The organism is Pseudomonas sp. SST3 (assembly GCF_003325755.1).
Genome location: NZ_QORI02000122.1, coordinates 1 through 4,297, shown reverse-complemented (window position 1 = coordinate 4,297; position 4,297 = coordinate 1). Strand labels below are relative to the sequence as shown.

Here is a 4,297-nt window from a genome sequence, read left to right as displayed (position 1 = left end):
GCTGCTCTTGATACTTCGCCTGCTCCTCAATGGTGACCAGCCCGCCCTTGCGGGCGCGCTCGAGCAGCCCTTCAGCCTGGATCAGCGATTCCATGCTGGTAACTGTTGCCGGTCATTGCCCTGTCTAGCTGGCTGATGACATTGATCTCAGCCACAGCGCTGTCGGCTGCTTTGCGGCTTGCACCAGATTTGCGGTCTATCGCGGCAGTGGACTTGTCGACGCCCTGGGTCACCTCGCTTTCAGCTTGAGTGATCTTCTTGCCGGTGTTGGCCAGGCCGTCGCCGGCTTTTCCCAGATCGACAATCGCCTTCTCCGCATCTTCTGCCGAGTCGACCAACTTGTCCAGGTCGCCGGCGGCGCTCACCGCCTCCGATGAATTTACGGCAATGCCCAAGGAAGTGAAGTTGGTAGCCATGCTTTCTCCGGAATAATAAAAAAACCCGCCGAAGCGGGTCTGTGTAATTTGATTCGATTAGCCTAGAGGAGCCCATCCGAGTTCTTTTTCTGCACGAGTCTGAGTTTTCAAATTCGTATAGCTCTTCCACGGCCTTCGGAGTGATCACGTAAAGAGTGACCCTGGCTAAATTATCTGGCAGCTTATTGGTTGATTTTGACCAAAACCATTCAGCCATATCCCCCTTGCTTGTCGGGGATATAACAGTCTGCTGCCCGTATTTCTTGACTAGGCCCGATGTCAGAGATCTTGATTCTGGCTCACTCAGCTCAGAGTGAACCCTGACTATGCAAAGCCCAGTCTTCTTCGAGAAAAGATATTGGTAGCCCTTTACGTAGGCAGCCGGAGTCGGCGCAGAAGTAGCGGTGTAATTTCCATCGTTCAGCTTTTTCAGTTCCGCGAACTTAGATAGATCATCTGGGGATATACCTTGCTTAACGCCATACGGCCCATCCCAAGGCCCCTGGTCACCACACCCTGCCAGCGCCAGGAGCGCCAAAGCCCCCACGAATATTTTCATAGCGTTCCCTCGTTGAGATATCGCAGGACTTTATCATCAACGAGAGAGCAGCACGAAAGCCCCCGCATGGGCGGGGTTAATTTTGTGGCGGTAGTTAAATGTGATGCAGTATCACATTTGAAATCTAGCGTCGGACGCCGCCAGCAACCACGGCCGGAAGCCCGGAACGTAGCTGATCGGCCAGCCTGGCCAACATCTCCTGCACAGATTCCTTCCAAAGGATCTGCTGAACCGGCTTCCCGTCGCTGTGTTTCTTGCCGGTGTCGGTTATGACCGCGAAGAGCTTACCGTCGGGCGTAACTTCCCAACGCTTCTTGCCAGGTTTGTAGATCACCTGATGTTGTAGTCCGCACTCGGCGAGCAACTTGTTCATGCTCACCGCGCTCATGCCGAACTTCGCGCCCAGCTCGGTTGGAGTGAAGTTCAGTTCCTGCGATTCATTGACGAGCCGCTTAACGCCGGCCATTTCCATCAGGTCTACGCCGATAGCGGACTTGACCATGCTGTTGGCGCTCAGCAGAGCTTGGTTGCCCTCAAGGCCGAAGCATTCGGCAATACGCTTCGCCGCATCAAGGCTGTCGGCGGCGATTGGCAACTGGCGCTCAACTGGGATCGTGGCGTCATTCGCTGGCATTTGATAGCTGCCAGTCCTGCGAATCGTCGGCAGAACGTCTTCGAAAACCCAGCGTTCAAACTGCTCAGCAGCGGGAAGCTGACTATTAATGACGAGCCTCAGCATGTCCGGCTCTGCAAGAATTCGGGTGTCTTGCATGCGACCAAGGCTGTCTGCGATGGGGTGGTATTTCACCACCCCACGGCAGTGCTGTTTCATAGCGCTGGTTTGATCCGCATACCCCAGCGCGGAGCATAGATCGCGACCAACAAACCAAGACTCCCCGTGATCGTCAGCAACAACGCGAACGCCGGCACCTTTAAAGCTGAACGGAACTACGTTACTCATGATGTCTTCCTCAGTTCAATCGACGCGGCCACATTCGGATTGAAGCCGTCCAGCGGCATCAGGCTCTTCTCGCTGACCGAGTAGCGCTTGCCCTCGACCCGCATCAGCCAATTTTCTTCGATCTTGCGGATCAGTTGGCCGGAGCGGCCGACCAGATTTGGCCGCTCCGGCATCAGGATCAGGGCACGGCTACCAACTTTGAGGATGAAGTTCATGCGGCTACCCTCCACTTCATCTTCTCCATCGCCGCCAAGGCGAAGTCGAACAGCGCAGCAGGCGGAACATGAAGACCGTTAGATCCAGTGACGGCCGCCAAAAAACTGAGTCGGCGACATTACGCACGCGTCGAACGGAACGGGTTGCACCTGACGCTTACCAGAGCCGTCAGTGAAAAACAAGGTAACGCTGGGTTTCCGAAAGATCGGTCGGGATGTCGACAGATTGGTTGCCGCCCTTCGGCAAGTATTCGCCCTCGATCGCGTAGCTCGCGAGAAAATTGCAGGCTGCGTCCATTTGATCAGCCGGGATCAGCTCCATACGCGGAACATCGAAGCGGGCGTGAAGTGCAGATGCCAGCTTGGCAGTGGCGCTGCGCTGATGCTCGGCATCCAGCTTGGCTACACGGCAGCGCATGACGTTGCTGAGCGTGCGCGCCCCTTCTGCGCCTAGGGCCTCGGAAACAGCTTTGGCGACGAGAGTCTTGCTCGACAGGCCAAGCTGTTCCGCCATCCAGTTAAAGGCGCGAATGTAGCCTTCCTTGATGGCCGCCGCTTTCTTGCCGGTGAAGCCCATAACGAGGAACATAAAGCCGTCTTTAGTCATCTCGTAGGATTTATAGGTGTTACCGCGATGTTGAAAAACTAACCAGCGAAAAGTTGCTGGTTAAAAATTGCTCAGTGCATTCAAGCGCTACGACTTTCTGAGTAACGTGCTGATGCTGCTTTCCAAAAGCCTCCGCCACGTTTTGAGTGGTTGTGTAGACCTTCTCACCGCGAGTGTCTACAAACTGGCGCATGTCAACAACTGTGGTACTATTCATCCCGTGAACTCCGTCGAAAGTTTTCACACCTGAAGCCCTGGCCTGCAAGCCGGGGTTTCTTCGTTTTAGGCTACTGCCCGCTTGCTCTGCTGCATTTCCCGCCATTTCAAACCTTCCTCAATCAGCAGTCCCAATTCAGCATTCAGGCTGCGTCTATTCATCCCTGCCTCCGCTTTTGCTTTTGCCTTTAATTTCCTCATCCAATCGCAACGGAAAAGGCGAAGTCCTTACATTTTCTATGCATAGAATTACTCTCCATTTCATGTGGAATCATAATGCAGTCACACCATCTTGACGTCAAGTGGATTCTTGAATCCTTGTGAATCCACATCCACAATCCGTGGAAACTTACACGGCGCAAAATCCTCATGTCAGATCGTCACGTTCTCCCCCCGTACTCACTGAGAATGCCAGCAGAGATCCGTGAAAAACTCGAGGACGCTGCCATCGGAGGCAAGCGCAGTCTCAATGCAGAAATAGTCGCTCGCCTAGAGGAAACATTTGAGATTGAAGAGGTGCTTTCAACCGTCGCGCCTGGCGCGCCTGTATTTGGAACAGCCGGCCTGCTAAGTGACTTGGATGAACAGCTGCGAGATCAGAATCAAGAGAATATTGACCACGCCGTGGCATCCGCCTCCGCCGAGATCACAGGAACGCTCAGCAAGTTGGAATGCTTGCCCTATCTCACAGCTATTCTCGCGCTTAAGAGCGCTTACCCCGAGGTAATGACTAACCATCAGCGTGAGCGGTTAGTCACGGTCATAGGCCGGATGATAGGTAGCGACAGCAAAGACCCTGGTGAGCTAATGAATATCCTTGCGGAGAGACTTATTGTCGATGCGCTGGAGGGCGACTTAGGCATGTAGCGTGGACGGCTACCGTCAGCTCAATGAACAGAACACGTCGAATACTCGAATACCAGATCAGAGCGCCGAGCTCTCGTATCGCATCCGGACTGTGCTACAAGGAGCGTAGATGTCATCCACAGAACCAACCGCAACCGACAATTCCAGCGCCTTTTCGTCAGTCACGGTCTGCTTCGTGCCCAGGGCGTTTGCCGCCAACACCCTGGCGAACCTATGCTTGGTTGGCACGCTCTGCAAATTCGGTGACAAAGAGTTTCGACGAATCGAGAAACTGAAGTGCGACCTGTACTTCCCGGCAGGGACATTTGTCGCTCTTGATCAGAATGGAAACATAGACAGCATCCATACCTGGTCCGACATCGGGCAGCTTGACCTGGCTTTCAACGACTACTTGAATTTCCTCATGGATGTTCGGCGGATCTACGAAGGGCCGGGCACCTACAACAACAAACTTGA

At 54.1% G+C, this 4,297-nt stretch carries 6 protein-coding genes and 1 pseudogene; 2 read left to right on the top strand and 5 right to left on the bottom strand.

Features of this window, described 5'->3' with window-relative positions:
• The 5 genes and pseudogenes from DQ405_RS24845 to DQ405_RS24825 all read right to left on the bottom strand — a co-directional run.
• Positions 1-416, bottom strand: a pseudogene (locus DQ405_RS24845) (phage tail tape measure protein); the annotation flags it as partial.
• Positions 417-1,099: 683 nt separating this feature from the next.
• Positions 1,100-1,936: a BRO-N domain-containing protein gene (locus DQ405_RS24840; RefSeq protein ID WP_168426394.1), complete on the bottom strand. Its 837-nt coding sequence runs from the start codon at positions 1,934-1,936 to the stop codon at positions 1,100-1,102.
• Positions 1,933-2,151, bottom strand: a complete 219-nt coding sequence (locus DQ405_RS24835) for a hypothetical protein (protein ID WP_168426393.1) — start codon at positions 2,149-2,151, stop codon at positions 1,933-1,935. Before DQ405_RS24835 ends, DQ405_RS24840 begins: the two co-directional genes overlap by 4 nt.
• Positions 2,152-2,320: 169 nt before the next feature.
• On the bottom strand, positions 2,321-2,758 hold the full coding sequence (locus tag DQ405_RS27275) for a Rha family transcriptional regulator (RefSeq protein ID WP_206678940.1): 438 nt from the start codon (positions 2,756-2,758) through the stop codon (positions 2,321-2,323).
• A gap of 19 nt (positions 2,759-2,777) precedes the next feature.
• The gene (locus tag DQ405_RS24825; protein ID WP_206678939.1) at positions 2,778-3,080 is read right to left on the bottom strand and encodes a hypothetical protein; all 303 of its coding nucleotides are present in this window, start codon (positions 3,078-3,080) and stop codon (positions 2,778-2,780) included.
• Between the two features lie 263 nt (positions 3,081-3,343).
• Between DQ405_RS24825 and DQ405_RS24820 the strand changes: the two genes are divergently transcribed.
• Positions 3,344-3,841 (top strand): Arc family DNA-binding protein, encoded by a 498-nt coding sequence (locus DQ405_RS24820; RefSeq protein WP_274597438.1) that lies wholly within the window; start codon positions 3,344-3,346, stop codon positions 3,839-3,841.
• Between the two features lie 109 nt (positions 3,842-3,950).
• A partial coding sequence (locus DQ405_RS24815) for a hypothetical protein (protein WP_168426391.1) occupies positions 3,951-4,297 on the top strand: 347 nt, incomplete at its 3' end.

What these genes read in the sequence shown, in the direction of transcription:
- DQ405_RS24835 (WP_168426393.1), bottom strand. Translation starts at nt 2,151, where the DNA reads ATGAACTTCATCCTCAAAGTTGGTAGCCGTGCCCTGATCCTGATGCCG.
- DQ405_RS24825 (WP_206678939.1), bottom strand. Translation starts at nt 3,080, where the DNA reads ATGGCGGGAAATGCAGCAGAGCAAGCGGGCAGTAGCCTAAAACGAAGA.
- DQ405_RS24820 (WP_274597438.1), top strand. Translation starts at nt 3,344, where the DNA reads ATGTCAGATCGTCACGTTCTCCCCCCGTACTCACTGAGAATGCCAGCA.
- DQ405_RS27275 (WP_206678940.1), bottom strand. Translation starts at nt 2,758, where the DNA reads ATGACTAAAGACGGCTTTATGTTCCTCGTTATGGGCTTCACCGGCAAG.
- DQ405_RS24840 (WP_168426394.1), bottom strand. Translation starts at nt 1,936, where the DNA reads ATGAGTAACGTAGTTCCGTTCAGCTTTAAAGGTGCCGGCGTTCGCGTT.